The organism is Bacillus sp. FSL R5-0422, from assembly GCF_038610765.1.
Lineage (GTDB): Bacteria > Bacillota > Bacilli > Bacillales > Bacillaceae > Bacillus > Bacillus pumilus_O.
Map to the genome: position 1 here is coordinate 2933118 of NZ_CP152014.1, position 25093 is coordinate 2958210.

Here is a 25093-nt window from a genome sequence, read left to right on the forward strand (position 1 = left end):
CTAAAAAGCAGGCCATCTCTTAATCTTCTTTTGCATTTAACAGCAGCATACTGATGATGATCAGAATAAATGCAATAAGTGCTAATAGCGGAATGGTGATAAAACCAAACCAGTTCAAATAATCTACAGAACAAGGAATGCCGCTGAGACAAGGGCGAATCGACGCAAAGCCTGGGATTTTTTGTTCCATATAATGATAGATGGAAAAGCAAGCACCGATGACAGCCAAAGGCAGTACGTAATACTTCACTTTAACATCACCCCGGAACGTAGCAATTCCTAGTAAAAGCACGAGCGGGTACATGAAAATGCGCTGGAACCAGCACATATCGCATGGAATAAACTTTTTAATTTCACTTAAATACAGGCTGCTCATCGTCGCAACGATCGAGACAATCCAAGCACTGTACAAGTAAATAAGCTTATTCTTCATGATTTCTTCCCTTTAAGCTCTTGATCAATTAATTCTTTGATTTCATCATAGTCATAGAAATTTTGAACTTGTTTATTGTTAATAAAGATCGTTGGTGTTGAATTCACTTTGTATTTGTTCACAAGCTGATTGTCTGTGTTCAGCTGCGGCTGATACGTTTTCTTTGATAAATGATCTTTGAGTTTGTCCGTATCAATTTTTGTTGTCTTTTTCGCCAGTTCAGTCAGCTTAGCAGGCGTCACCCATTCTGCTTCACTATCTGGCTGTGCTTGATAGACAGCTTCATGGAATGCCCAGAAGTTTTTTGGATCTTCTTTCCACACTTCTTCAGAAGCAAGTGCTGCTAACACTGCGCCATCTCCATGAACAGGCAGTGGTAAGTTAATAAATGAGAAAGATACATCGCCTTTATCTATGTAGTCTGCTTTCAGTTTTGGGAAAATGTCTGTTTCAAATGATTTACATGACGGACATTTGTAGTCTCCAAACTCGACAATTTGCACTGCTGCGTTTTTGTCTCCTATGACAGGTTGTCCTTGAATCGAAGGCTTACTGTCAACTGTTTGTGCTTCTTGGCTGTTCTTGTTTCCAATCACAACAAATATACCGATGAGAAGAGCGGCAATAATGGTTAAAATGACAGCAAATTTAATGGATGAAGATTGATTATTTTTCTTACTCACATAAGCACCTACCTTATCTTTTTCATTCCTTTTACAAAAGAAAAAGGATAATAGCTTAGAAGAATGCCATTATCCAACTTCTTCTATTTTAACAAGAGGGGATCCATTATGAAAGATGGTATTCATGAAATTTTCCTTACAATTTTATTTCATGACCCTCATCGCATTTAAAACAGCGAGTACGGTGACACCGACATCCGAGAAGACGGCTTCCCACATCGTTGCAATACCGAATGCACCGAGTAAAAGGAAGATGCCTTTAACGCCAAGGGCAAATGCGATATTCTGCCAGACAATCCTTCTTGTTCGTTTTGCGACAGCGATGGCTTCTGCTACCTTTGATGGCTGGTCCGTCATGATGACAATATCAGCCGCTTCGACAGCTGCATCTGAACCAAGCCCGCCCATTGCAATTCCTATGTCCGCTCTTGCTAATACCGGTGTATCATTAATGCCGTCCCCAACAAATAATAGCTTTTCTTGAGGCGCTTTTTTCTGATCAATTTCTTCTAATTTCGTTACTTTATCTTGCGGTAATAATTCTGCATGTACTTCATCAATGCCAATTTGCTTGGCGACCGCAGTTCCGACTTGTTTAGCATCACCTGTGAGCATGACGGTTTGAATACCAGACGCTTTTAGAGCAGATACGGCTTCAATTGCATCATCCTTCAATTCATCTGCAATTAAGATTGATCCAGCAAATTCACCGTTAATCGCCATATATACAACGGTTCCGCTTCTTTTTTCTTTTTCATACGCAATGCCTTCTCGTTCCATTAAGCGGTGATTTCCCGCTAAGACGTGAGAACCGCTGATGGTCGCTTTAATTCCATGTCCCGCGATATCCTCATATGCTTCGATCTGGCTTTCATCAAGTGGTGAGCTGTATGCCGCTTTAATCGATTCTGCAATAGGATGAGAGGAATGGGCTTCTGCTAGTGCTGCAAAAGAAAGCAGCTCTTCTTCTGACCACTTGTCACTGGCTGTGGCAATATTGGTCACGGTAAAGTTTCCTTTTGTGAGCGTGCCTGTCTTATCAAATACCGCATATTTCACTGAATTTAATGCTTCTAAATAGTTACTGCCTTTGACAAGGATGCCTCGTTTAGACGCTGCCCCAATTCCCCCGAAAAACCCTAATGGAATGGATACGACAAGAGCACAAGGACAAGAGATCACAAGAAAGACAAGTGCCCGGTACACCCAGTCAGACAATTGTGCTGATGGAATAAGTAGCGGCGGCACAAAGGCAAGCAATAAGGCGAGCACGACGACAGCCGGTGTATAATACTTTGCAAACTTTGTGATGAAATTTTCTGTCTGTGCTTTTCGGCTGCTTGCATTCTCAACCAAATCTAAAATTTTCGTCACGGCCGATTCGCTTAACTCTTTTTGGACTTCAATTTCAAGTATACCGTTTTGATTCACAAATCCTGCAAGAACTTCTTTTCCTGCTTCTACATCCCGCGGCACCGACTCTCCTGTTAGTGCAGAGGTATCAACAAGAGAGAATCCTTCGATAACAAGCCCATCCAGCGGAATTTTTTCACCAGGCTTCACGACAATACGGTCCCCGGCTTTCACTTCTTCTGGATTCACTTTTTTCGTTTCATTTCCGACTTTTAGATTCGCATATTCTGGACGTATATTCATTAATTCACTAATTGAGCGTCTTGAACGGTTTACTGCCGCCCCTTGGAAGAGCTCTCCAATTTGGTAAAAGAGCATCACTGCCAGTGCCTCTGGATATTGCTGAATCACAAAAGCGCCAACTGTTGCAATGGTCATTAAGAAGTTCTCATCAAATACTTGACCACGCACGATATTTTTCAGCGCTTTAAAAACCACATCACCGCCGACCAGTAAATATGCTGCGAAGAACATAAGGAACTTTAATACACCACCTTCAGGGATAAAGAAAGCGGCTGTTCCAATGACTGCTCCGCCAATTAATTTCAGTACAATCGTTTTTAAATTTTTCGTCCCATGATCATGATCGTGATGATGTCCCTCTTCTTTCGGTGATACACTCACATGAGGTTCTATGGATTGAACAGTTTTTTCAATTCTCTTCGCCATCGTTTCTTGCTTATCTGCATGGGTGACAGTCAAGGTGCCTGTCGCAAAGTTAACAGAGCAAGCTTCCACTCCATCCATTTTGCTGACACCTGTTTCTATTTTACGTGCACAGTTGCCGCAATCAAGACCGCTTAATACGTATTCATCCTTCATCTTTTTCATGTTCTCACCTTTTTCTATATGATAAGTAACGTTCCCTGGATCGATTCAACTTATTAAAAACTTTATATATGAGCATATATTCATATATTAGATTACCCTTATTATATGAGGAATTCTTATCTTCTGTCAATCATTTATGAAGAAATAAATGGGTTTTTTGTGTCCCATTTTGTCACGCTGATTTTCAATAAACCAAGCTCATGTCCTTCACTCTACGCATAACATAAAAACGATCGTTTCACCTCTTATAAGAATAAGTACAGTTTTTCTCTTTACAAAAAGAGGACATACGCTTAGAATAAAATAAAAGTTTCCCTAAGGAAACAAATTAGCGTTAAAGAATCATTTCATCCTTTAGTCAAAATTATTTAATGTATGCATATATCTTTAGGAAGTGCAATGATGATTGAAAGGGGCCGCAAGAGATGCCAAATGCTTTAACAATCGACCGTCTTCATGTCTCATATCACGGACAGGATGCTTTAGAGAACATTTCTCTTTCCATACAGGAAGGAACGATGACAGGAATCATAGGTCCAAATGGTGCCGGCAAGTCGACTTTACTCAAGGCATGCTTGGATTTAATTGAAAAAGACCAAGGGGATATTCGCTTTTTTGAACAGCCCTTTAAACAAGTGAGAAAACAGATTGCCTATGTACCACAGAGAAATGATCTAGACTGGACGTTTCCTATTCATGTGCTGGATACCGTTCTACTTGGAACATATCCGAAGCTTGGCCTGATCAAACGTCCAAAAAAAGAAGACCGGGCTTATGCGTACCACTGTTTAGAAAAAGTGGGCATGCAGGATTTTGCTAAAAGACAGATTGGTGAGTTATCCGGCGGTCAGCAGCAGCGTGTCTTCCTTGCAAGAGCACTTGCGCAAAATGCTCAGCTCTTCTGTTTGGATGAACCGTTTGTTGGCATTGATATGGCGAGTGAAGAAACGATGGTTCGCATTTTGAAGGAATTACGAGATGAAGGAAAAACCATTTTAGTGGTCCATCATGATTTAAGTAAAGCCGATGATTACTTTAGCCATCTCGTTCTATTAAATAAAAAACTCATCAAAGCTGGACCTGTACACGATATCCTACGTCCAGAGGTCATGCTGGAGGCATATGAAACGCAGCTACCATTCTTAAAATCAGTAGGAGGAGACGTGTAATGGAATTTTTAACCGGACTCTTTGAATATGCGTTTTTACAAAAAGCGTTATTTACATCCGTGATGGTAGGCATTATTTGCGGGGTCATTGGCTGCTTTATCATTTTACGGGGCATGGCCTTGATGGGAGACGCCATATCACATGCTGTACTGCCAGGTGTCGCCATCTCTTATATGCTAGGCATTAATTTTTTCTTCGGAGCCGTCTTAACTGGCGTATTAACAGCGATTGGGATCGGATACGTGAGTCAAAACAGCCGCATTAAAAATGACTCTGCGATTGGGATTGTCTTCACCGCTTTTTTCTCAATTGGGATCATTTTGATCACATTTTTGAAAAGTTCCAGTGATTTATATCATATCTTGTTTGGAAACGTTCTAGCTGTTCGATCATCTGATATGTGGATTACGCTTGGCATCGGCATTTTTATCCTGCTGGCCGTCATCGTTTTCTACAAAGAATTGCTCATTAGTTCATTTGATCCGGTCATTTCTTCGGTTTACGGTTTACCGAATCGTATGATCCATTATTTTCTGATGACCTTGTTGACCCTTGTGACCGTTGCTTCACTGCAAACTGTTGGGATTATTCTTGTCGTTGCTATGCTTATTACGCCGGCAGCCACTGCGTATCTTTTAACAGACCGGCTATGGATCATGATCTATCTATCTGCTTTTTTCGGGGCAGTTTCTGCTGTCGTCGGACTTGGACTTAGTTTTACGTATAATTTGTCATCTGGCGCTTCTATCGTGCTGGTCGCGACCATTTTATTCGGGAGTGCCTTTATCTTTTCACCAAAACAAGGCATTCTATGGAGATCATTAAAATCTAAACAAAAACGAACGCAGCTAAAAAAGGATGCGTCTATGTAAAAGGAGGACATATATGAAGAAGGTATTTGCAATCCGTTTAACCGCAGTATTCATTGCCCTTATGATCATCACAGGCTGTTCTACTAAGCAAAATAATTCCGGCAAAGATGACGGCACATTAAAAGTCGTCACGACCTACTCCATTCTTTATGACATTGTGAAGGAAGTAGGCGGAGAGCACGTCTCTATTCACAGCATTGTTCCCATTGGTACAGACCCACATGAATTTGATCCACTGCCAAAGGATGTTCAGCATACAACGGATGCAGACCTTGTTCTATATAATGGTTTAAACCTTGAAACAGGGAATGGCTGGTTTCAAAAGCTGCTCGAATCGAGTGGCAAGGACGGGGATGATGCACCTGTAGCCGAAATGAGTAAAGGTGTCAAAGTCAAACATTTATCTTCAAAAGGACTCGAAAGCCAGCAGGATCCACATGCTTGGCTAAATGTCGAAAATGGGATTCTGTATGCTAAAAATGCTAGAGATGCACTTATTAAGGCGGACCCTGAGCATCAAGAGGATTACGAAAAAAATGCAGAAGTCTATATTAAAAAGCTTCAAGCGCTTCATGATGAAGCAAAAGACAAGTTCGATCAGTTGCCAAAAGATAAAAAACGTCTTGTGACAAGTGAGGGCGCCTTCAAGTATTTTGCAGATGCTTATGGCCTGAAGGCTGGATACATTTGGGAGATCAACACAGAGAATGAAGGAACACCTGGACAAATGAAACGTATCATTCATTTCGTCAAGGATCATCAAGTGCCTGCGCTCTTCCTTGAAACAAGTGTCGATCAACGCAGCCTTGAAAGCCTATCTGAAGAAACTGGTGTTCCGATTAAAGGAAAAGTATTCACTGACTCCATTGGTAAGAAAGGTGAAGATGGGGACAGCTACTATAAGATGATGAAATGGAATATTGACACCATTTACAAAGGGCTTTCATCATAAAAAAAACAGGCGAAATGATTTCGCCTGTCTTTTTTATTAGCTGGCTATATTTTGCGGGTGTTTTTTTGGCCAGATCACATAGCTGATGCTAATGACGAAATCAATGCCTAAGACCATTCCCCATACTCTTGCTAGCTGTATCAGTGCTTCCGTCCGTTCTGGTGCTTGGATGAGATAGGATAGCCCAAATAGTAGACCAGCTCCGATGACATAAGAGACGAGATGCCGCGTCCAGCCGACTATTTCATACACAGACCGTTCCTTCCCGTACTTTGGTCTTTCCTTCGGCTTAGGACCTCCTGCAAAACGATAAGCAAACCGGACATCTGCCCATTTCACCATCTGATGTCCAAAAGCTAGACTCACCCCAATATAAACAGCCGCTAGCCCATGAATGACACTCGCCACAGCCCCCTGTCTTAAATCCAAATACGTCGCTGCAAGAAGAATCAGATCCAAAATTGGTGTACAAATGAGAAAGAATGCGCCCCACTTTTTCTGTCTAAACACATAACGCAGTGTTAACCCCACTAGAATAAACAACCAAAAGCCAATTTCACATGCCACAATCAATAACCCGACCAATATTCCCCCACATCCTTTTTAGCACAATTGTATTAAATAAAAAATAACACAACTGTGTTAAAAAAACAATAGCTGTGCTAAAATCAATGTATGCCAAAAATCGTCGATCACCATAAACAAAAACAAAAAGTCGCTCAAGCTGCTATGAGAGTGATTAAACAGAATGGATTGGAAAACGCTTCTGTACGAAAAGTAGCGGTAGAAGCTGGCATTTCAGCTGGCTCTATGCGTCATTATTTCTCCACACAGCAGGAGCTATTTCTCTTCTCTATGACATTGATTCAGGAAAGAGTCAAAGAGCGAATGACAGGACTTCAGCTGAATGGTTCAACGGAAGAAAATGTTCTCGCGTTATTGGAGCAGGTTCTTCCACTTGATGAAGAACGAAGATTTGAAATGGAGGTGTGGCAGGCTTTTACGGTTAAGTCGATGACTGAACCAGATTTACAGCCACTCAATGCAAAGATGTATGACGAGCTTTTCCAAATGACCCAATATTGTTTAATGACATTAAAAGAGGATGGGCTTTTGCTCGATCATATCGATCTTTTCGTCGAAACTGAGCGGCTTTATGCGGTCATCAACGGACTTGCATTGAATGGAATCTTGCAGCCTCATCGCTTACCGCCTCAGCTCATACGCTCCGTGCTGCAGACGCACCTGCAATCCATCACCAAAAAAGACATGTCTCCCTCATAAGGGAGCATGTCTTTTTTAATCTTCCATAAAAATACGTTTTGCTTCGTAGTAGAGCACCTGCACAAATTTCTTCACATTGATACGGGTATGTTCTTCTCGACCACTCGTCTCTTTTGTTAATTCACTCATTTTCTTTCGCACGATGGTGAAATCAAAAAATTTAGAGGCGTAATTTTCAAAAGTCGGATGAGAAAAATCAGTTAACCCAAGTGATGCGATGTGTTTCAAGGATTGGTTGATCGCACGCCTCACCCGCTGTTCCGCTGCCTTCGCTTCTCTTGCAATGTCTGCCGATGTGTAAGGCTCATTTAATTTATCCTCCGTGACACCATTAAAAATGACCTTTAAAGAAGGAAAAGAATCATGCTGTTCGGTATGCAGTGCTAAATACTGATCTGTGAAGAGAATCATATCTAATAAATCTTTAGACCCCTTTTCACCCACAATCCCAAGCTCTGCAAGCAAGAACTGACCTGCTTCTGCAAGCGTTTTACCCCGCTGCTTCGTTTTCGTCTGACCGCGCTGCTGAAACTGCATGACAGATTTGAGTGAATGCTGAATATTTTCAATGGAATGCTCTAAATGAAGCCGCTCAATCATGAGGTGGAGCACACTTAACACCTCTACACGATTGATTGGCTTTGTCACATAATACTCGACACCAAGCGTATATGCCTGACCGATTAATTCCTTTGTTTCTACCTGTGACAGCATTAAGTATTTCCCATGAAACTCATCCTTTATGGCTCGAATCGTTTCAAGACCGTCTCTTTCTGGCATCAATAGATCAATACATAAGATATCAATATGCAAATCATTTAAGTAGCTTGCTGTTAACTCTGCGCCATCTTCTGCTTCCCCTGCGACAATGCCAAGCTCTTCATCTTCAATGAGCTGAGCCAGTGAAGAACGCACGGCTTCATCATCATCCACAATAAAAAATCTCATCTCCCAATCCCCTCTTTTCTACTGACTTGATCCATTGGTATCGTTAACGTGAAAGTCGTTTGTTTATTTGGGATACTCTGCATCTCAACACTTCCGCCAAGCTTCTCCGCTGTATCCTTTACATAGGAAAGCCCGATACCACTTGATGGATTCCCAGCCTGATCGTATTTTAAAGTAAAACCGGGTTTAAAAATCACATGGTGATTGCGCTCTTTAATACCAGGCCCGTTGTCTCTAATTTGAAAGACCACATGGTTCTCTTTCTGGGAAATAGAGAGTGACACCTCTCCATCCACCGGAATGGCTTCGACAGCATTGGAAACGATATTGTTTAACAAAGATAGAATGGTATACACGTGATAGACGGGATGCTGCCCATCTTCATCATAATGAAAGACAATGTTTTTTTTAAGAGATTCTGCGTAATTTTCATGAATACGGATCACAAGCCCAGCAATATGCGCAGGACTTGCATACGCCTGAAAATTTTCTTCATGAATCAGCTTTGATAAGGCAGAAAAAATCCGCTGGTTATCCTTTTTGATCTCATGCACCTCTCCTGCGATTTGCAGGGCTGTTTTTCCGAGCTTTTTCAAATCCAAAGATTCCGCATCCTTTGCGTGATGCAGGGATTGATACAATTGGTAGGATGTCGCTGTAATGTGCTCAGCATGTGCAAGTGTTTTATGAAAGTATGTAGATTCCGTATAAAGGTTAGACAGGAGCATGAGCAGATGTTCCTTTTCCTTTTTCATCTGACGCTCTCTCGCCTGCTCTTCATATAAGCGAATCATTGTATAACAAGCCAACACGAAAAAGCTTCTGAAAATCGCTAAAACGAAAAGCTGAAACAGCGTCCGCATCGTTAAAATTTCATCGATGGTACCGCGAAGCGTAATCATTTCAACAACGCTCGCACACAGCTCCATGATGATACCAGTCGCTCCAATCAGCCAAGGCTGATCGCGGAAACGTTTGACCTTTAATAAATAAAAGAGCGTGCCGTAGACGACATAATAAAGCAGGGGAGGAAATCTTAACGAAACCGCTTCTTCCAGCGGAAGATGACCTGTGACGGCTGTATCAAGAAGCACACGAAATGCAAAAACAGAAACCCCTGCAATGATACCGCTTGCCCATGCCGGGAATTTTTTCATTTGAAGCAGGATAAAGAAAAAGACAACGGTTCCAAAGCTGACCCGAAAGCTGTCCTCAAATGGATAAAATTTAAACTCTCCGCCAATCGGTGTCAGTACAATGAGCATGACAATTAAATAAGGCTCTGTATTTAGCCATTTTTTCAGTAGATTCAAACGCAGTCACATCCCTAATAATTGACGATAGTATACTATGTGGGCTTGAGAAAAACAAACATCCATAAAAAAGCGCACACCGGAACTTTGTCGGTGTGCGCTTCTCATGATGCCGCTTAATCTTCTAAACGATCCTTTTCTAAAAGTGATGCGCCAGCAATACCTGGTTTGGTCATTTCAAAAGGATTCAAGATGACGTCAAGCTCTTCCTCTGTTAACACATCATTTTGCAGACAAAGCTCACGTACAGATGCGCCTGTAAGAATCGCTTCTCTTGCAATTCGTGCAGCAGCTTCATAACCAATATGCGGATTCACCGCTGTCATGACACCAGCACTTTTTTCTACATATTCTTTTAATCTCGTTTCATCTGCTTTTAGATCACGCAAGCAGTTGTCCATGAATGACTCAAATACATTCTTCATCATGCTGAGAGATTGTAGTAAGTTGAATATTAAAACTGGCTCCATGACGTTCAGTTCAAGCTGACCCGCCTCTGATGCAAGACAGATCGTGTGGTCATTTCCGATGACTTGGAATGCCACTTGGTTCATGACCTCAGGCATAACTGGGTTGACTTTCCCTGGCATGATAGATGAACCTGGCTGTCTCGGCGGCAAGTGAAGCTCACCAAAGCCTGCTCTTGGACCTGATGCCATTAAGCGAATATCGTTCGCCATTTTGGACATATTCATCATACATACTTTCAGTGCAGCTGATACTTCTGTATAAGCATCCGTATTTTGCGTAGCATCGACTAAGTCTTCTGCTCCAACTAAAGGTAATCCGCTAATATCAGATAGATAGCCAACCACCTGGCGAATATATTTAGGATCAGCATTCAAGCCAGTTCCGACTGCTGTTGCTCCCATATTGACTTCATATAAATGCTGTCTAGACTGCTTGATACGTTTAATATCACGAGCAAGAACCTTTGCATAAGCATTAAACTCTTGACCAAGTCTGATTGGAACAGCGTCCTGAAGATGCGTACGTCCCATTTTGATGACATGATCGAATTCTTGTGCCTTTTCTGTCATGACTTGATGCATGTTTTCCATCGTATAAAGTAGTTTTTCAATCATATTCAATGTAGAAATATGAATCGCTGTTGGGAAAACGTCGTTTGTTGACTGCGACATGTTCACATGCGTGTTTGGACTTAGCTCAGTATAAGCGCCTTTTTCCTTTCCTAGTAGTTCAAGCGCTCTGTTTGCAATGACTTCATTGGCATTCATATTCATTGAAGTACCAGCCCCGCCTTGAATTGGATCGACAATAAATTGATTGTTCCATTTTCCTTCAATAACCTCATCTGCGGCTTGAACAATTTTTTCTCCAAGACCAGAATAAAGTCGCTTTGTATCCATATTTGCAAGTGCGGCTGCCTTTTTAACAATCCCTAATGCTTTGATGAGTTCCTCATGAACATGGTAGCCAGTAATTGGAAAGTTCTCTACTGCACGTAATGTTTGAATTCCATAATACGCTTGAGTGTCTACTTCCTTTTCACCTAGAAAGTCTCGTTCGATTCGAACTTGCTTGTCCTGTAGCTTCGTCATTTGAAAAGATCTCCTTTTACGCTGCTTTTGTTTGTTGTTTTAATTCCTCAATATACTTCTTCGATTTCTCTTGATCAAACACTTTTTCCCACTTAGACATGACAATGGCTGCAAGTGAGTTACCAAATACGTTAACAGTTGTACGAACCATGTCAAGAATACGGTCGATCCCAACGATGAAGGCAAGTCCTTCAAGCGGTAGTCCCATTGCACCAAGTGTTGTAATGACAACAACGATGGATGCACCTGGTACACCAGCCATTCCTTTAGATGTCAGCATCAAGATTAATAGTAACGTAATTTGCTCATAGATTGAAAGTGGCATGCCGTACATTTGTGCAACAAATATGGCGGCAATGGATTGATAGATGGCACTTCCATCTAAGTTAAAGGTGTAGCCTGTTGGGATAACGAACGACGTGATCGCTTTCGGGCAGCCGAACTTCTCCATTTTATCCATTAGTCTAGGCAGTACAGCTTCTGAACTTGCTGTTGAGAATGCAAGAATGATTTCTTCTTTTAGCACTTTAAATAGTGTAAAGACGCTTGTTCCAGCTAATTTTGCGATAATGCCAAGTACGACAATCACGAAGAATGCCATTGTGCCGTAAACGACAAGTACCAGCTTACCTAGCGGGAGAAGCGCTCCGACCCCGAATTTGATCACCGTCACACTGATGAGCGCGAATACACCAAATGGTGCAAACTTCATTACTTTATTGGTCACCCAGAACATGGCTTCGAGTATCCCCTCAAAGAATCCTAATACTGGTTTTCCTTTGTCTCCTACTGCAGCAATTCCTAAGCCGAATAAGACGGTAAAGAAGATCGTTGGTAATAGATCACCTTCTGCAATAGATTGGAACACGTTTGTTGGCACTAGATGCACAATCGTTTCAGAAAAACTTGCTTTTTCGGAAGAAGTTTTCGATGTCTCTTCATATTTAGAGATATCGCCTTTTTCCATGTTGCTCATGTCAATTCCTGTACCAGGATGGAATACGTTTGCTGCAAGCAGTCCTACTGCTAATGCAATCGTTGTCACAATTTCGAAGTAAAGAATCGTTTTTCCACCGAGTCGTCCGATGGTTTTCATATCCCCAACACCAGCTACTGCGACAATCAACGCAGCAATAACAATTGGCAGAACGATCATTTTAATTAAGTGGATGAATATATCGCCAATCGGCGTTAACACATTAATAACGGTTTCATTTTGATAAAACAGCGCTCCCACGATAACACCCAGAACAAGTGCAATGAGTATTTGAGAAGCTAACCCTAACTTTTTCATACGTGAACCCCCTTTTTTTGATAACGCTTTCTTTGTTGCTTAATCGCATCTTAACGATGAACCTACAAAAAACGACAAAAAGGAACAAAAAGAAGTGAATTTTTTATGAAAAATCTTTTAAAAGGTGGGTTTTTCCACAAAATTGTTAAAAAAAGACTCCGCTTTTGGGCGAAGTCCTAATGATTTTGCATTTGTTCACTTGGTGTATCTTGTTGTGGAGAAAATCGATCGTACATCGCATATCCAATGAGGACAAGAGCAACGTAGAACAATGCACTAATCGTCCAAATCCATTTGACATTCAGTTTCATTGTGCCACTCCCTCTCTGACCGGCTTCAATCGCTGTAATCTGAGCGCGTTCAATACAACGGACACGGAGCTAAAGGCCATTGCTGCTCCTGCAAGCCATGGCGCAAGGAGCCCAAAAGCAGCTATCGGTATCCCAATACAATTATAAGCAAGCGCCCAAAAAAGATTTTGCTTAATGTTTCTCATTGTTTTTTGACTAAATTCAAGCGCATCCGCAATCGCATGGAGATCTCCTGTCATGAGTGTGATATCTGCTGCTTCCATGGCGACATCTGTCCCTGTTCCCACTGCCATCCCTATATTTGCTGTCGCAAGGGCCGGTGCATCATTGATGCCATCTCCAACCATGGCGACTTTCTTTCCTTGTTCCTGAAGCGCCGCGATGTGTGCTGCCTTTTCCTCGGGCAGGACTTCAGCAATGATATGATCAATGCCCGCCTGTTTCGCAATCGCCTCTGCTGTCAGCTTGTTATCACCTGTCATCATCACGACGTGAATCCCTTGCTCTTTCAGACGCTTGATTGCTTGAGATGAGGATGATTTGATCGTATCTGCGACCGCAACAATACCAGCGACTTCGCCGTCAATTGCGACAAGCATAGCCGTTTTCCCTTGCTGCTCCAGTGTTGTGACGGATGCTTCGATTTGATCATATGGGATATGATGTTTCTGTAATAGCTTACGCGTTCCAACCAAAAGCTTGTGTCCTGCTGCCTTTGCTTCAATCCCATGACCTGGGTCCGCTTGGAAGGCTTCAATCTCGACCGCTTCAAGACCTTGTTCCTCCATTCCATCTGTAATGGCTCTAGCAAGCGGGTGTTCCGACTGCTGTTCAGCTGATCCTACTAACTGAAGCAGCGCATCTTCTGTCCAATTAGCATATGCCTGCACATCTGTCAGACTCGGTTCCCCTTTTGTCACAGTTCCCGTTTTATCTAACACCACCGTGTCAAGTGATTGAGTCACTTCTAAATGCTCCCCGCCTTTAAACAGGATGCCTGATTCAGCGGCACGGCCGCTTCCAGCCATAATCGAGGTTGGTGTAGCAAGGCCAAGCGCACACGGACATGCGATAACGATGACCGCTATAAAGGTTTCAAGGGCTGCTGTCACATTTCCTGGATCAACAAAGAAAAACCAAATCAGGAAGGTGAGCACTGCAATTCCTACAACGATAGGAACGAATATACCTGATATTTGATCGGCCATCCTTTGAATCGGTGCTTTTGAGCCCTGTGCTTGTTCTACGACTCGGATAATCTGTGAAAGAGCGGTCTCTTTCCCAACCTTTGTCGCTTTCACTTTTACAAACCCATTTTTATTGATGGTTGCCCCGATGACCGAATCACCAGCCGTTTTATCAACAGGCAAACTTTCGCCAGTTATCATGGACTCATCGATTGCGGTTGTGCCCTCCACGATCTCTCCATCGACCGGTACTTTCTCTCCCGGTTTGACAAACACAAGGTCATTTACTTTCACTTCAGAAATAGGCACGGTCATCTCTTTCCCATCTCGCTCAATGACCGCTTCTTTCGCTTGTAGACCCATCAGCTTTTGAATCGCTTCTGATGATCTCCCTTTTGCTCTTGCTTCCATTAATTTTCCGAGTACGATCAACGTAATGAGTACAGCACTTGTTTCATAATAGAGGGCTGCCTCATGTGTGCCTTGAACCTCAGACTGAATGCTTTCATATAAACTATAGAAAAACGCAGCTGATGTCCCAAGTGCAACAAGAACATCCATGTTGGCACTTTTATTACGTAACGCTTTATACGCACCTACATAGAAGGGCCAGCCGACAATAAACTGAACGGGTGCTGCTAACGCCAGCTGAACCCAAGGATTCATGAACGCTTCAGGCAGCCAAATAAAAGACGTGAAAGAAAAATGGCTGACCATTGCCCAAAGAAGCGGCAGTGACAGGATCATTGAAAATAGAAAGCGCGCCGTCTGCTTCTCTATTGCTGCTTGGCGATGATCTTTCTTTCCTTCCTCTGCTTCATCTACAGCTGGTTCAATTAAAGAATACCCAATAGACTGAACCGCTTCCTTTATATCACTTGTAGACGTTTGCCCTGGGTGATACGTGACCTGAAGGGTCTCCAGCGCAAAGTTCACAGATCCGTGATCAACACCAGCCATCCGATTGATTTTTTTCTCGATTCGGTTGGCACACGCTGCACACGTCATTCCCTCTATATCAAATTCTGCTTGCTCCATCACTACATCGTAGCCAAGGGATTGAATTTTTTTCTTGAGATCATCTGGTGTGAGTTGTTCTGCTTCATACACAACATGAGATGTTTCCAGCGCCAAATTCACATTGGCATCCTCCACACCTTCCAGCCTGTTCAATCCCTTTTCAATGCGTCCTGCACAGGCAGCACAGGTCATCCCCGTAATTTGAAAGTCGATTTCCTTCTTCATTGACCTCACCTCTCCATATACACCATGGGGGTATTATATTTTGAAAAAAATACGTGCTGTTATGCAGCACGTCAGATTGTTGACAAAGTGCTAAAATGATCTTGATTTTAGCATTTTGTCTTCTTTTCAGCGTGATAGAAAACCTTTGAAGTCTAGGAAGGGCGAGCACTGGCGCGGAGCGAATTTGACATTCGTGAGCACCTGCGCGCAGACCTGACAACGAATGCGAGGGTTTGTCTACACGCTGACGTGCTGTTATGAAGCACGTATGTTCATTTATACGACATCATATCCCTGTTCTTCAATTACATCAGAGATACGGTGCAACGTGACTTGATCTGGGTGAAATGAAACTTCCACCTCTCCTTTGTCTAAATGGACTTTCACAGATTCAACACCTGCTAGTTCTCCTACATTTCCTTCGACTGCTTTCACGCAATGTCCGCAAGACATGCCCTGCACTTGAAGTGTTGCTTGTTCCACTTCTCATCACCTCCATCAATCAATTTCTACAATTTACTATACCCTAGTAGGGTATCAATGTAAACATAAATGCTACGATTTTGTCAGTTTCGTAAAGACCGTCATTAACTCTTCAATGGCTTCATCCCCATTGCCGCTCTTGATTGCATCTGCTACGCAATGATGTGTATGCTTTTCCATCAAATGAAGACTGACCTTTTTCAAAGCCGCATTGACAGCGGAGATTTGATTCACAACATCTATACAGTAACGATCGTTTTCAATCATTTGCTGAATCCCGCGCACTTGTCCTTCTACTCGTTTTAACCGATTGATCAATTGATCTTTTTCCTTCTCGGCTCTAGGCGAAGCCATATGTCTTTCTTCATGTTCTGTCATGTGATCACCTTTTTTCTAATGTGACTTGTCTTTACCTAAATTAAAGCATATCTCCACCGGAAAAGGCAAAGATATGCTGAATACACTCTATCGGGGTTGCTTTATTTTGTTAATTGTTCAATGTCCTGCAATAGATTGACGGACTGCTGAAGTTGCTTGATCAACCCTTGCTGGTCCTCAAGCACCGCAGCAATGTCGATGTTGTCTGCTTTCAATTGCTGTAAATACGTCTGAATTTCCTCTGACAACACCTCATTTTTTTCAATGATCTGCGCATGCAGGTCTTCTGCTATTTTAGGGGCTGTGACTTCATTAAATTCTTGAATGTCTTCCTTCAATGATTCTAGTTGCTGGGTTAATTCTGCCTTTTTGGCGGCATTTTGCACAGCTTCTTCAGCAAGTTTTGGAAAGTCCTCTGTAAATTGCTGAATGTCTGTCACATATTCATTTGCCTCAGTGACATATGTCGTTGTATCGTTGACCTGATCAAGCAAGCCGGAGCACCCGCTTAATACAAGCGTTCCGGAAAATAGGAAAGCCATCACATATTTTTTCATGATCGATCATCCTTTCATCTGTGGGATTAAAAGCATCATTGGTTCCGCTTCTCTATCACACAGATGCAAAAAGACCTTAAAAATAGCCAGACCTTTGCCCCATGTGTGATAGGCAAAGGTCTGGCTAACATTGTTCATGCCGGAATGGCCGAGAAACAACGAATGTTTCTGTAATGACGACCAGACCGTAAAAGCTACTCCCCTTTAGGAAACCGTTCAAATGTTATGTTTATCATATCGAATGTTAGGACAACCGTCAATGAGAAGCAAGTGGTAAATCAATTCTCTTCATAAAGCATATAGTCCGCTCCGGTGGACGCATAAATCCGGTTGCGTCCTTGGCGTTTTGACATATACAAGGCTTGATCCGCTTCAAATAGAAGAGTTTCTAATACATTGGGATTATAAGCTGTGTGAGCAATTCCAAAGCTTGCTGTCACCCGCACTTTTTCCTCCTCATTCTCAAAGAAACTCATCTCAAACGAATGTCTAATTCGCTCTGCGATATGACAGGCCTCTTCAAAAGAATGATGCGGCAGACAAATAGCAAACTCTTCTCCGCCATATCGTCCGAATAAATCGTCCATCTGTAAATGCTGCTGACAAATGGTGACAACATGACGCAACGCCTCGTCTCCAATATGATGTCCGTGCGTGTCATTGATTTGTTTAAAGAAATCAATGTCAAACAGCATAACAGCCGTATCCTGCGCATCCTCTTCCAGGATCATCTGCGTTCGTTCAATAAATGAAGAACGATTGAAGATATTCGTCAATCCATCAATATACGCTCGACGCTCCAGCTCTTCCTGCAATAAACGCTGCTCTGTTACATCACTGATCACAATTTGCCTACCCTCGATCTCTCCTCTTCTATTAAATAGGGACGATGCGGTCAAATGATAATAGCTGGAATGATCTTTTTCCCTTTCCAACATTAAATCATATTGCGAATGATCCTGCGGAGAACGCAGCCATTGAATGAAGTCATGATCTTTGATGAAGCCCGAGAATATATCGTCTATTTTAAAACCAATCCCCTTTTTATTTGAAAGGGATGGAATGATCGATGCAGCAGCGGGATTGTAATCGATGAGTGTTCGGTATCGATCTAAAATGAGAACTCCCTCAGACATATGCTCAAACACACGCTCCATCGCAATGGGAGAGAGCTTAAAGAGCTGGAACGACATAATCGCCCATAAGTAGAGCGCATTGGTTAAAAACATCACCACAGGAACCGGATCAATATGAAGAGGTGTCACGCCTAATAAATAGATAAAAGATGTCGTAATTGGCAGTAACATGCCCACTAGCAAAATAAGGATCTGCTTTAAATACTCTTTTTTTGTCACACGCAAAAACCAAACCAGCATAAAAATAGCGAGCATCGAACAGCCAAACGTATAGACGCCATGAATGATATACCAATAGCCAATCGTAAAGTCAGCCAATAAAAATCCGTCTACTGGATTCATCGTAATGCTTCGATAAAAGAGTGAATGAAAAGAGTTGGTGAACACCATAATGGTGGTGAGAGTTGGAATCAGTAAGATGAGAAGCACGCGGCGCTTTGTGAAATATTGATGGAACCCCGTAAATTGCAGCACAATCATCAGACTAAATGGCGCAATGAACGGAAGACCAATGTATTGAAAACAAACCCAGAACATAATCTCCCTAGGTGTACTTGCTAATAATTCAAATGTGTGCCCAAAGATATAAATCGCAGTTGCTCCAGACATGTACATAAACAATTGACAGCCAATATACCGGTGGCGGTTCGCATGAGCAATGATTGATAATATCACGGACAGAATGCCAGAAACACTCATGATCACAATAAAATGTAAAACAATCGAATCCATGTAAACGCCCCAATTTCAGTTATTTAGAACTAGTCTAATCTTACTATATATGAGGAAGTCACAAATGGGAAGATGTGATTTTGAATTGGGTGGAGGTTTTTTGTACAGTTTCGGTCAAATTTTGTCCATGAAACCTTATATTTCCGCTACTTTTTGCTTAATTTTAGGGAGAGATATGTTGCGATTGGAGAAATATCTGTACAATGTGGAGATTGGGATCAATGAAGAGGAGGCTATCAAGGTATATGACTTTTTTGATTATAATGGCGGGGCTGTTTATGCTGATTTTTTTGGAGAAGCCGTTTGAGAAGAGAGCATCTGGATTGATATTTTTGGTGAGTTATATACTGCTGATCGCAGTTTATGTGGTTCAAACAACGTTTGTGAAAATTGTATCGAATGGTTTGTTAATGATAATTGCGATGATTGTGGTTTGTCCTTTGTTTTTTCGGTTGGTGACGTCTTCTTCAAGGAAACGTACATAATAAGAACCAGAGATTGCATGAACTAGAATCTCTGGTTCTGCTGTGCGCCAAGTTGATTAGACGTGGGATAATAATGGACCTAGACACGTGCTTTCTTCAGCTTATATGAACAGCTACTTTTAAAAAAAATAGCCTTCTTTATTTACTCTTTGGCTTTTCACTTGCTTTCTCATCATTAATTTTAGTAACTTCTGCTTTTGCATGAACCATATCTTCTAATGCTTTCGTCATCCTAGAATCAACAAAATTCAAATCATCACCGTCTACCTTATCTTGCTTTGCAACCTTTAAGATATCTTTGAAAATCGGCTCTAAGTTGTCATATGTTTTCACTAAGTAACTATTTGCTTTTTTATACGTATCAGGAACTTTGTTTTCATTTTCTTTGGCTTCGTTAAGTAATTCTCGCAGGCTATCAATTTTCTTCTCAAGTTCACTAGCCCATTCTTTATCATAGCGATCATCCATTGGAACTAATGAAAAAAAGAAAGGCATAACTCTATCTTCAAAACGTTTTAGATACCCTTTATACCATGAAGCATATTCTTTATCGGTCATCTTTTCAATTTTTGCCGGCTCTTTATCTGACGCAGAACCGTTTACTGTTTCATTTTTTCCGCATGCTGTACTCAGCATCAATGTTAATACTAGAAGAAATATAGAAATCATTGTCCTTTTGTTTGTTTTCATGTGTCAATTACTCCTTACCTTTTTGAGAATTTTTCTACTTGATCATTAGCTTTAGCTCTGTGATCGTATGCTTTGTTAAGATCAAGATTTTTAAGTGCTTTCGGTGATTAATCTATGAGTTTATTGATATCTTTTGTTTTTAGCAATTACTCATATACTTTTTTATCGAATAGATGGCATTACCTGTATTAATGGCAGTATCTTTTAACAATCATGAGCATTGTGATTTCGATATCACGACTGTATTCTCGTACCACTTGGCACAAAGTTTTTCTACCTTTTCGTTGCTGCAGTTGTATAGAATACCAACAGTACGGCATACATAATCATCATTGAGAATAGTGATTTAGTTTATACTTTGTTCATTGAAATGAACACCCCTACATTTAATTATCGGTTAAAAAGTGGATATATTTATATATTTTCCCTATACACTTAACAAAAAAAGAGTTATTCTGGACTTATTTTCTACGTAGCTAGAATTATAAAAAATAAAGGTGGTATTAGTAATTATAGTCATTTAACGTGAATTGATCACGAAAAACTTTAGGTTAGTTTTATGAAAGAACTTGAGTGTTATAAAGCTATTGATGTAAATGCATAGGAGTAATTTATTTTTTAATTACCTAAACTCAAATAACTTTATTTTAAGTTTAAGGAAATTTAGTTAATCATTCAAAAAAGACTGAACAAGAAGGAGAACTTACTAATGACTTTCGATGAGTTATTGGAACTTTCAGAAGTAGATTTTATAAATTATGATTTCAAAAGAGAGATTTTCGATTTGAGAAATTTAACATATGATGAAAACAACCCTATTGCAAATATGATTCTATATAAAGGTAATATTTATGGATCTCGATCTGACTGTGATAGATTACCTTTAACCCTTGAAATATACAAAAGCTTATGGGGTAATGAATTTATATTCTGGGATACTAAAGAAACAAATTTTGTTGAGGCAAATGGAGAAACAATGAATTCATTCGTAACTCCTTACAAAGCATTTTATAAGGAAACATATAACTTATCTAATCCTCATTTTAAAGAATATGCAAAACTAACCCACACAGTAGGTAATTTTATACCTGTATACGCTATCAAAAATAAAAAACGTTGGTTTTCTCCTTTTAATAGTAAACGTTACAGTTCTACCTATGATTATTGGGATATATCGTTGAATCAAATTAAAATAATTTTAGATGATTTTGAAAATAGTAATGATTCTATTGATAATTTTTTAGAAAATCCGTTTTACAATAGCAGTGTTAAGTATGCAAAATATATTTTTGAATCTGCAAAGTGGATTTTAAGTTTTAATACTTGGCCTAAATTTGTGGAGAAGAATTTTTTACAAAGCTTTTTAGAAAATCCAAAAGATTTATCCAGTAACCCAAAAGAATTTTGGAACAATCACTTTAAAGGAACCGTTAGTACTAAAGATGAAAATAATCTGATTGAATTTTTAATTTTTGTCAATAAAGCGATTCAAGAACGAAGCTCACTTATATATAAACAACTTCATCTCAATAATACCTAAATCGTTCATAGCAACTAGATAATGAATTCCGCAAATTAAAAAAGTGCCCAAACCCATTATAAATAACGGTCTTGGCACTTTTTTTCATATGGAGACGGTGGGAGTCGAACCCACGTCCAGAGACATCGATTACTTAAGCGTCTACGAGCGTAGTCAACATATTTCATGTTCACTCATCCGCATGCCTGCTGACGGGCGCTTGGAGAGCTAGTCTGATGGATCTCTTCTTACGTCCTCAGACGAAAACGTAAGCGTAGCCTACTTCATTGGGCTCCTCACAGACACATAGGCGATGTCAGGAAGAGCTCGCTGCGCTTATTAGGCAGCTAGTGCTAAGTTTTGGTTAAAACTTTTAGTTTTGCCAGTTACATTTAGGTGCGTGTTAACGAGATCGCCTCTCGGCTCGCGGCCTAAGCTCGAACCATCCCTGTCGAATCCGTAACGTCCCCTTGTAAAAGGGATATACGGGATGGAAGTTCAGCTTCACTGCTTCCGTATATAACTATTATAACAATCTCATCGCTTGAAACAACTGGTGGTTTCTGTAAAAACAACAATGATTGTTTATTGCATAACATATTGTAGCATAATGCTTCCGCTCTCAGCAAGCCATCTGCATCAGGCTAGAATTGCTTTTGACGATCACGGAAGGCACGCTCGATTTCACGTTTTGCATCTTTTTTCTTCAGATCTTCACGTTTATCGTATTTCTTTTTCCCTTTCCCAATTCCAATCAACACTTTGGCAAATCCATTTTTCAAATAGAGTTTCAGAGGTACGAGTGAGTAGCCTTCTTCCTTTGTTGCACCAATCAATTTGCTGATTTGCTTGCGATGAAGCAGTAGCTTTCTCGTTCTCAGCGGATCATGGTTATAACGATTCCCCTGCTCGTATGGGCTCACGTGCATGTTGTGAAGAAACACTTCTCCTCGCTCGATTTTGGCAAAGGAATCTTTTAAATTCACTTTTCCTGCCCGAATCGATTTGATTTCAGTTCCTTGTAACACAAGGCCAGCTTCATATGTTTCTTCTATAAAATAGTCATGATTTGCTTTTTTGTTTTGGGAAACAACCTTTCCCTCTCCCTTTGGCATTAGCGTACACCCTCCTTTTGACACAAACACGGTCCAAATCATACGGATTATTTTATCAAACAATCCAGCTTTCGACAATAATGACGCTATGTGGTCAAAAAGCAAATAGAGCGTGATGCCCTATTTGCTTTTTGTCACATTACTTTTTCTTTTTACGCTTTTGTTTTGGTGCGTTATCAAAGACGCGTTTTTTCTTTTTCTTCTTTTTACGGCCTGTGAACCAGTCACTTCCGCCTTTATCCTCTTTGGCTTTATCACCAGAGGCATTTTGACCTCCGCGCCCTTTTTTCGCTGGTGAATCTGTCCGTTTTTTAAACTTAAAATCTTTTGGTGATTTACGGCGGGTGCCTTTCATACCGACGATTTCAAAATCAATGGAGTGTTCATCTTTATTGACATTCACCACTTTGACTGTGATTTCATCACCGATACGGTAGACATTCCCTGTTCGTTCACCGATCATGGCAAAGTGCTGCTCATCAAAGCGATAGTAGTCGTCGGTCATGTAGCTGACATGGACAAGACCTTCAATTGTATTCGGCAGTTCAACAAATAGCCCGAAGTTCGTCACGGAACTAATCATGCCATCAAACTCTTCACCGATTTTATCAAGCATAAATTCTGCCTTCTTGAGATCATCTGTTTCACGCTCTGCATCGACTGAGCGGCGTTCCATGGTAGACGCATGATCTGCAATTTCAGGAAGCAACTGGCCCCACTTTTCTAGGGTTGCTTCGTCTGTCTTTTTCTGAATCAAATAGGTTCTAATCAGTCTATGCACGATTAAGTCCGGATAACGGCGGATCGGTGATGTGAAATGTGTATAGAATTCCGTTGATAAACCAAAATGGCCGATGCTTTCCGGATCATACTTCGCCTGTTTCATCGAACGAAGCATGACAGTTTGTATCACAACTTCTTCTGGTTGATCCCTCACAGCATCAAGTACACTTTGAAGTGCACGTGGATGGATGTTTGTCGACGTTCCTTTCACAATGTAACCAAACGTTGTCACGAACTCTAAAAAGCGCTGAAGCTTCTCAGGATTTGGTTCTTCGTGAATTCGATAGATGAAAGGTACATTCATCCAGTGGAAATGCTCTGCAACCGTTTCGTTTGCTACAAGCATGAATTCTTCAATTAATTTCTCGGCGACTGAACGTTCACGAACAACAACGTCTTTCGCTGCTCCTTCTTCATCCACAAGCACTTTTGCTTCTTTGAAGTCAAAGTCTACAGCCCCGCGCTCCATTCGTTTCTCGCGAAGAATCTCTGCAAGTTTCTCCATCTCTTGGAACATTGGCACAAGCGGCTCGTATTTGTCTAAAAGCTCTTCGTCTTGATCGACTAGAATCTTATTCACATCAGAATAAGTCATTCTTTCCGTCGTTTTGATCACACTTTGGAAAATCTCATGTTTGACGACCTTTCCATTTCGATCAATGACCATTTCACAAGATAGTGTGAGACGATCGACCTTCGGATTCAATGAACAAATACCGTTTGATAGGCGATGCGGGATCATCGGAATGACGCGGTCTACGAGATATACACTCGTTCCACGCTCATAAGCTTCCTGATCAATCGGAGAGTTCTCTGTGACATAATGAGAGACATCTGCAATATGCACGCCTAGCTTATATTTGCCATCATCCAGCTTTTGCACCGTAACGGCATCATCTAAGTCCTTCGCATCTGCTCCGTCGATGGTGACAATCGTTTCGTTACGCAGATCACGTCTGCCTTCGAGGTCTTTTTCATCAATCGTTTCAGGTGTGTCTACTGCCTGCTGGAGCGCTTCTTCTGGGAACTCCCCTGGCAAGCCATGTTTATGAATAATTGATAGGATATCAATGCCAGGGTCATTTTTATGACCGAGGATTTCAGTCACTTCGCCCTCTGCACTCATTCTTCCTTCTGGGTAGCTAGTCAGCGTCACAACCACTTTATGCCCCTCTACCGCTCCATTTTTAGCGGATTTCGGGATGAAGATATCGGTTGTGATTTTTTTATCATCTGGAATGACAAAGCCAAAGCTTTTCGTTTCTGTGTAGGTACCGACAACCGTCTGAGTATTACGCTCCAGAATTCGGATGACCGTCCCTTCTTTTTTTGTGCCGTTTGATTTATGGCTGACACGAACCATAACCGTATCACCATTCATCGCTGTGCCTAGCTCATTTGGCGGAATGAAAATATCATCCTGTCCAAACTCTTCTGGTGTCACAAATGCAAAGCCTTTTGCATGAGCAGACAGCTTTCCTTTTATCAGGTTCATTTTTTCTGGTACACCGTAGCGATCGCTGCGCGTGCGAACGATGAGTCCTTGATCTTCCAGTATTACAAGTGCTTTGACGAGCTCTTTATAATCATCGGGATTGGTAATCTCCATCATCACTTCCAGCTCTTGAACGGTTAACGGTTTATACGCTTCATCTTTCATAAAAGCGAGTAATTCATCCATAAATTCTTCTTTTTGCACACTCTAACCCCCTATATAT

23 protein-coding genes and 1 other RNA gene are annotated in these 25093 nt (G+C 41.1%); 6 read left to right on the top strand and 18 right to left on the bottom strand.

Annotation, left to right across the window (positions count from 1 at the left end; translation table 11 throughout):
- Window positions 1–19: 19 nt before the first annotated feature.
- The 3 genes from MKX52_RS15115 to MKX52_RS15125 form a co-directional block, all read right to left on the bottom strand.
- Window positions 20–433, bottom strand: coding sequence for a disulfide oxidoreductase (locus MKX52_RS15115; RefSeq protein ID WP_012011257.1), 414 nt, complete (start codon window positions 431–433; stop codon window positions 20–22).
- Entirely contained in the window at window positions 430–1116 is a 687-nt protein-coding gene (locus MKX52_RS15120) for a DsbA family protein (RefSeq protein WP_012011258.1), read from the bottom strand. Before MKX52_RS15120 ends, MKX52_RS15115 begins: the two co-directional genes overlap by 4 nt.
- Window positions 1117–1260: 144 nt before the next feature.
- Window positions 1261–3360 carry a heavy metal translocating P-type ATPase gene (locus tag MKX52_RS15125; protein ID WP_342490962.1) on the bottom strand — a complete coding sequence of 700 codons (2100 nt, stop codon included), beginning with the start codon at window positions 3358–3360 and terminating at the stop codon, window positions 1261–1263.
- A gap of 425 nt (window positions 3361–3785) precedes the next feature.
- Between MKX52_RS15125 and MKX52_RS15130 the strand changes: the two genes are divergently transcribed.
- The 3 genes from MKX52_RS15130 to MKX52_RS15140 are packed head-to-tail and all read left to right on the top strand — an operon-like array spanning window position 3786 to window position 6353.
- Entirely contained in the window at window positions 3786–4529 is a 744-nt protein-coding gene (locus MKX52_RS15130) for a metal ABC transporter ATP-binding protein (RefSeq protein WP_342490963.1), read from the top strand.
- A complete protein-coding gene (locus tag MKX52_RS15135) occupies window positions 4529–5401 on the top strand; it encodes a metal ABC transporter permease (protein ID WP_144502914.1) in 873 nt (290 codons plus the stop codon). The genes MKX52_RS15130 and MKX52_RS15135 overlap by 1 nt, the downstream gene beginning before the upstream one ends.
- A 13-nt stretch (window positions 5402–5414) precedes the next feature.
- Window positions 5415–6353 carry a metal ABC transporter substrate-binding protein gene (locus MKX52_RS15140; protein WP_342490964.1) on the top strand — a complete coding sequence of 313 codons (939 nt, stop codon included), beginning with the start codon at window positions 5415–5417 and terminating at the stop codon, window positions 6351–6353.
- Between the two features lie 36 nt (window positions 6354–6389).
- On the opposite strand, the gene MKX52_RS15145 is transcribed toward MKX52_RS15140, so the two are convergent.
- Entirely contained in the window at window positions 6390–6938 is a 549-nt protein-coding gene (locus tag MKX52_RS15145) for a hypothetical protein (RefSeq protein WP_012011263.1), read from the bottom strand.
- Between the two features lie 90 nt (window positions 6939–7028).
- Between MKX52_RS15145 and MKX52_RS15150 the strand changes: the two genes are divergently transcribed.
- The gene (locus MKX52_RS15150; RefSeq protein ID WP_342490965.1) at window positions 7029–7637 is read left to right on the top strand and encodes a TetR/AcrR family transcriptional regulator; all 609 of its coding nucleotides are present in this window, start codon (window positions 7029–7031) and stop codon (window positions 7635–7637) included.
- 15 nt (window positions 7638–7652) lie between these two features.
- Here MKX52_RS15150 and MKX52_RS15155 read toward each other — a convergent pair whose 3' ends face one another.
- From MKX52_RS15155 to MKX52_RS15200, 10 genes are all read right to left on the bottom strand, one after another.
- A complete protein-coding gene (locus MKX52_RS15155; protein WP_144470447.1) occupies window positions 7653–8585 on the bottom strand; it encodes a response regulator in 933 nt (310 codons plus the stop codon).
- Window positions 8582–9898 carry a sensor histidine kinase gene (locus MKX52_RS15160; protein WP_342490966.1) on the bottom strand — a complete coding sequence of 439 codons (1317 nt, stop codon included), beginning with the start codon at window positions 9896–9898 and terminating at the stop codon, window positions 8582–8584. The genes MKX52_RS15155 and MKX52_RS15160 overlap by 4 nt, the downstream gene beginning before the upstream one ends.
- Window positions 9899–10014: 116 nt before the next feature.
- Window positions 10015–11460, bottom strand: a complete 1446-nt coding sequence (gene aspA / locus MKX52_RS15165; protein ID WP_342490967.1) for an aspartate ammonia-lyase — start codon at window positions 11458–11460, stop codon at window positions 10015–10017.
- A 16-nt stretch (window positions 11461–11476) separates the two neighbouring features.
- The gene (locus tag MKX52_RS15170) at window positions 11477–12754 is read right to left on the bottom strand and encodes a cation:dicarboxylase symporter family transporter (RefSeq protein WP_144502915.1); all 1278 of its coding nucleotides are present in this window, start codon (window positions 12752–12754) and stop codon (window positions 11477–11479) included.
- A gap of 176 nt (window positions 12755–12930) precedes the next feature.
- A complete protein-coding gene (locus MKX52_RS15175; RefSeq protein ID WP_342490968.1) occupies window positions 12931–13065 on the bottom strand; it encodes a hypothetical protein in 135 nt (44 codons plus the stop codon).
- Complete coding sequence (locus tag MKX52_RS15180; protein WP_342490969.1) at window positions 13062–15497, bottom strand: heavy metal translocating P-type ATPase; 2436 nt, start codon at window positions 15495–15497, stop codon at window positions 13062–13064. The genes MKX52_RS15175 and MKX52_RS15180 overlap by 4 nt, the downstream gene beginning before the upstream one ends.
- A 276-nt stretch (window positions 15498–15773) precedes the next feature.
- Window positions 15774–15980, bottom strand: a complete 207-nt coding sequence (copZ, locus tag MKX52_RS15185) for a copper chaperone CopZ (RefSeq protein WP_012011271.1) — start codon at window positions 15978–15980, stop codon at window positions 15774–15776.
- A 72-nt stretch (window positions 15981–16052) separates the two neighbouring features.
- Window positions 16053–16358, bottom strand: coding sequence for a metal-sensing transcriptional repressor (locus MKX52_RS15190; RefSeq protein WP_012011272.1), 306 nt, complete (start codon window positions 16356–16358; stop codon window positions 16053–16055).
- Between the two features lie 101 nt (window positions 16359–16459).
- Window positions 16460–16915, bottom strand: coding sequence for a DUF6376 family protein (locus MKX52_RS15195; RefSeq protein ID WP_342490970.1), 456 nt, complete (start codon window positions 16913–16915; stop codon window positions 16460–16462).
- A gap of 278 nt (window positions 16916–17193) precedes the next feature.
- A complete protein-coding gene (locus tag MKX52_RS15200; protein ID WP_342490971.1) occupies window positions 17194–18783 on the bottom strand; it encodes a histidine kinase N-terminal 7TM domain-containing protein in 1590 nt (529 codons plus the stop codon).
- 64 nt (window positions 18784–18847) lie between these two features.
- On the opposite strand from MKX52_RS15200, the gene MKX52_RS15205 reads away from it, so the two are divergent.
- Window positions 18848–19090 (top strand): hypothetical protein, encoded by a 243-nt coding sequence (locus MKX52_RS15205; RefSeq protein ID WP_342490972.1) that lies wholly within the window; start codon window positions 18848–18850, stop codon window positions 19088–19090.
- Window positions 19091–19406: 316 nt separating this feature from the next.
- Here MKX52_RS15205 and MKX52_RS15210 read toward each other — a convergent pair whose 3' ends face one another.
- On the bottom strand, window positions 19407–19958 hold the full coding sequence (locus MKX52_RS15210) for a hypothetical protein (RefSeq protein WP_119125374.1): 552 nt from the start codon (window positions 19956–19958) through the stop codon (window positions 19407–19409).
- Between the two features lie 709 nt (window positions 19959–20667).
- Between MKX52_RS15210 and MKX52_RS15215 the strand changes: the two genes are divergently transcribed.
- On the top strand, window positions 20668–21498 hold the full coding sequence (locus MKX52_RS15215; RefSeq protein WP_012011278.1) for a hypothetical protein: 831 nt from the start codon (window positions 20668–20670) through the stop codon (window positions 21496–21498).
- 86 nt (window positions 21499–21584) lie between these two features.
- Here the strand turns inward: MKX52_RS15215 and ssrA are convergent.
- From ssrA to rnr, 3 genes are all read right to left on the bottom strand, one after another.
- Window positions 21585–21947: a transfer-messenger RNA gene (gene ssrA / locus MKX52_RS15220) on the bottom strand.
- A gap of 174 nt (window positions 21948–22121) precedes the next feature.
- Window positions 22122–22592, bottom strand: coding sequence for an SsrA-binding protein SmpB (gene smpB, locus MKX52_RS15225; protein ID WP_012011279.1), 471 nt, complete (start codon window positions 22590–22592; stop codon window positions 22122–22124).
- Between the two features lie 139 nt (window positions 22593–22731).
- A complete protein-coding gene (gene rnr, locus MKX52_RS15230) occupies window positions 22732–25074 on the bottom strand; it encodes a ribonuclease R (protein WP_012011280.1) in 2343 nt (780 codons plus the stop codon).
- Window positions 25075–25093: the final 19 nt, after the last annotated feature.

Coding starts and splice junctions, on each gene's coding strand:
- MKX52_RS15140 (WP_342490964.1), top strand. CDS start 5,415: ATGAAGAAGGTATTTGCAATCCGTTTAACCGCAGTATTCATTGCCCTT.
- MKX52_RS15180 (WP_342490969.1), bottom strand. CDS start 15,497: ATGAAGAAGGAAATCGACTTTCAAATTACGGGGATGACCTGTGCTGCC.
- MKX52_RS15190 (WP_012011272.1), bottom strand. CDS start 16,358: ATGACAGAACATGAAGAAAGACATATGGCTTCGCCTAGAGCCGAGAAG.
- MKX52_RS15200 (WP_342490971.1), bottom strand. CDS start 18,783: ATGGATTCGATTGTTTTACATTTTATTGTGATCATGAGTGTTTCTGGC.
- MKX52_RS15130 (WP_342490963.1), top strand. CDS start 3,786: ATGCCAAATGCTTTAACAATCGACCGTCTTCATGTCTCATATCACGGA.
- MKX52_RS15175 (WP_342490968.1), bottom strand. CDS start 13,065: ATGAAACTGAATGTCAAATGGATTTGGACGATTAGTGCATTGTTCTAC.
- MKX52_RS15195 (WP_342490970.1), bottom strand. CDS start 16,915: ATGAAAAAATATGTGATGGCTTTCCTATTTTCCGGAACGCTTGTATTA.
- MKX52_RS15155 (WP_144470447.1), bottom strand. CDS start 8,585: ATGAGATTTTTTATTGTGGATGATGATGAAGCCGTGCGTTCTTCACTG.
- MKX52_RS15205 (WP_342490972.1), top strand. CDS start 18,848: ATGGGAAGATGTGATTTTGAATTGGGTGGAGGTTTTTTGTACAGTTTC.
- MKX52_RS15210 (WP_119125374.1), bottom strand. CDS start 19,958: ATGAAAACAAACAAAAGGACAATGATTTCTATATTTCTTCTAGTATTA.
- aspA (WP_342490967.1), bottom strand. CDS start 11,460: ATGACGAAGCTACAGGACAAGCAAGTTCGAATCGAACGAGACTTTCTA.
- smpB (WP_012011279.1), bottom strand. CDS start 22,592: ATGCCAAAGGGAGAGGGAAAGGTTGTTTCCCAAAACAAAAAAGCAAAT.
- MKX52_RS15215 (WP_012011278.1), top strand. CDS start 20,668: ATGACTTTCGATGAGTTATTGGAACTTTCAGAAGTAGATTTTATAAAT.
- MKX52_RS15150 (WP_342490965.1), top strand. CDS start 7,029: ATGCCAAAAATCGTCGATCACCATAAACAAAAACAAAAAGTCGCTCAA.
- MKX52_RS15115 (WP_012011257.1), bottom strand. CDS start 433: ATGAAGAATAAGCTTATTTACTTGTACAGTGCTTGGATTGTCTCGATC.
- MKX52_RS15170 (WP_144502915.1), bottom strand. CDS start 12,754: ATGAAAAAGTTAGGGTTAGCTTCTCAAATACTCATTGCACTTGTTCTG.
- MKX52_RS15135 (WP_144502914.1), top strand. CDS start 4,529: ATGGAATTTTTAACCGGACTCTTTGAATATGCGTTTTTACAAAAAGCG.
- MKX52_RS15125 (WP_342490962.1), bottom strand. CDS start 3,360: ATGAAAAAGATGAAGGATGAATACGTATTAAGCGGTCTTGATTGCGGC.